2 protein-coding genes and 1 pseudogene are annotated in these 2,198 nt (G+C 52.5%); 1 reads left to right on the top strand and 2 read right to left on the bottom strand.

The annotated features are described in order from the left end of the window. Nucleotides 1-85 precede the first annotated feature (85 nt). Both PG881_RS23750 and umuD read right to left on the bottom strand, forming a co-directional pair. Nucleotides 86-1,057 (bottom strand): annotated as a pseudogene (locus tag PG881_RS23750) (Y-family DNA polymerase); the annotation flags it as partial. A 3-nt stretch (nucleotides 1,058-1,060) separates the two neighbouring features. Continuing rightward, nucleotides 1,061-1,483 carry a translesion error-prone DNA polymerase V autoproteolytic subunit gene (gene umuD, locus PG881_RS23745; protein WP_059112981.1) on the bottom strand — a complete coding sequence of 141 codons (423 nt, stop codon included), beginning with the start codon at nucleotides 1,481-1,483 and terminating at the stop codon, nucleotides 1,061-1,063. 136 nt (nucleotides 1,484-1,619) lie between these two features. Here umuD and vapB point away from each other — a divergent pair, with 136 nt between their 5' ends. Beyond that, nucleotides 1,620-1,847 carry a type II toxin-antitoxin system VapB family antitoxin gene (vapB, locus tag PG881_RS23740; RefSeq protein ID WP_223933938.1) on the top strand — a complete coding sequence of 76 codons (228 nt, stop codon included), beginning with the start codon at nucleotides 1,620-1,622 and terminating at the stop codon, nucleotides 1,845-1,847. Nucleotides 1,848-2,198: the final 351 nt, after the last annotated feature.

The raw sequence follows: 2,198 nt of genomic DNA, 5'->3' as shown, positions 1-2,198 counted from the left end.
TAGTACTGAACATAGCTCCAAGACTACCTCTTAAGTTAAGAGGGGCGAAGTGTCTGGATCTTCAAGGGGCCAATCTAATCACTCCCAGCAGCTCCCTAGTATCGTTAGTAGGTACAGCCAACTTGGTGCTCACCTGGTTGCCGTAGTAGGGCTCTTTGTCATTGAAGGGACTGGTACGAATGAATAGGGTGACATGGCGACAGCACATTCCTTCTGCCCGGAGTTTTTCAGCTGCACGTTCCATATATCCTGCGAGTGCTTGATGCATGGAATTCATGTGTGTGATCCGTTCACCGAATGATCGGGAGCAGATGATCTGCTGTTTGGCTTGTGTGTCCTGCTCCAGGCTGGCGCATGGGTAGCCGCGTAGCTCTAGCACGGTTCGCTCAACAACGACCCCATAACGATGCCGTAGGTTTTTACCATCGACAGCGACTAGGTCCGCCACACTATTGATCCCGTGCGCTTCGAGCCTGCTGGTCAGTTTTCTACCTATTCCCCATATTTCCCCGACCGGAGTGATAGCCATCAAACGCGCTCGACGTGCCTCATCACGCAAATCAACCACTCCACCAGTCGCAGGCCACTTCTTCGCGGCGTAGTTTGCCAGCTTGGCGAGTGTTTTGGTTGGCCCGATCCCGACGCCGACTGTGAGTCCAGTCCATTGCTGTATTCGTTCACGGATCTGACGACCATATGCTGTTAGGTCTCCCGCCCATGATTCGTTCAGTTCAATAAACGCCTCATCAACACTGTACACCTCGACAGTCGGCACCATGCCTTCCAGCGTGGTCATTACGCGCTGTGACATATCACCATAGAGGGCGTAGTTGCTCGAGAACCAAACACCGCCTACGGCCTCGAAGAACTGACGGATCTGGAAGTAGGGAACACCCATCTTGATGCCAAGCGCCTTGGCTTCTGCCGAGCGAGCCACAACGCAGCCGTCGTTGTTCGATAGCACCACGATCGGGCGCCCCTTGAGGTCTGGCCTAAACAGGCGCTCGCAGGACGCATAGAAGTTGTTCACATCGACGAGGGCAATGGCGTTGGGCATGGTTTACCCCAGTTTGGTCTTGTGGAGTACATAGGTTACGACGCCAAAAATCTCTAGTTCTTGCCCGTCCAATAGATGGATGGGCTGGAAATCTGGATTGGCGGGTAGCAGGGCAGGGAACGGGCGTTCTTGCAGCTGTTTGACAGTGAATTCTCCATCAAGGCAGGCTAGAACGATAGCGCCGTGGCGGGCCTTGAGCGCCCTATCTACGATCAAAAGATCCCCGTCATTGATGCCCTTTTCCACCATGCTGTGGCCACTGGCCCTGACATAGAAGGTGGCAGCGGGATGCTCAATACAGATCTGGTTCAGATCTATGGTTTGCTCAATATAGTCCTGTGCTGGGCTAGGAAAGCCGCAAATCACAGGGGACAGAAAAAGCGGCAGCTCTAGAGCGTCCGGGGTTGGATGTGGGATGGCGAACATGGTGGCTCACTGGTTACTGTTTTTATATACAGTATAGCCGTATTGCATAACGTGTGCATCCGGTGTCAGTTGACATACCGCACCCATTAGCTATGTTCGGTTCACATGGTATCTGGCTTCATAGGTAGGACGCGTGATGGAATCAACAGTTTTTAAGTGTGGTCGTGGCCAGGGGGTTTACCTGCCCGAGGCAGTGGCCCTGCCAGATGAGGTCACGCATGTTGAGATCGTCGTGGTTGGTCGTATTCGCATAATCACACCTGTAGGTGAGTCCTGGGATAGGTGGTTTGATGAGCCCTGTATGAGCACCGACTTCATGGCCGAACGTGAGCAGCCAACCGCCCAGGAGCGAGAGAAACTCTGAGGTCCAGCAGGGTAACGGAGTTGCGTAGCTGAGAGGGATTGTTTTTATATATATAGATAAAGCGCTTCCCTCTCACCTGAAAAGTGAATAGCTATGGCCATCATTCTCGCGTAGCGAGGATTGTTCATAGATCTGTCGGTTCTCGCCCCCAGGCAAGATAGGCTCAGTAGCCATTTTTTCTTTTTCTAGGTTGCACCACTGGTCGTGGTGCATGTGATCCAGTTATCTACCCGTGGTTTCCATTGGACCATTCGTTGAAGGTGTTTTGGTGGCACTAAATAGCTGTTCCGAATAGTAGATCACCGGAGGAAGGGAACTCAGTCCAGTTTGTGCGATCTGATTAGTCGCTAA

Origin of the sequence: Aeromonas sp. QDB54, assembly GCF_027707385.1 — a bacterium.
Lineage (GTDB): Bacteria > Pseudomonadota > Gammaproteobacteria > Enterobacterales > Aeromonadaceae > Aeromonas > Aeromonas hydrophila.
This window is presented reverse-complemented; position numbering and strand designations above follow the sequence as displayed.

Bases quoted from the DNA above. Each gene is read 5' to 3' on its own strand.
- umuD (WP_059112981.1), bottom strand. From the start codon at position 1,483: ATGTTCGCCATCCCACATCCAACCCCGGACGCTCTAGAGCTGCCGCTT.
- vapB (WP_223933938.1), top strand. From the start codon at position 1,620: ATGGAATCAACAGTTTTTAAGTGTGGTCGTGGCCAGGGGGTTTACCTG.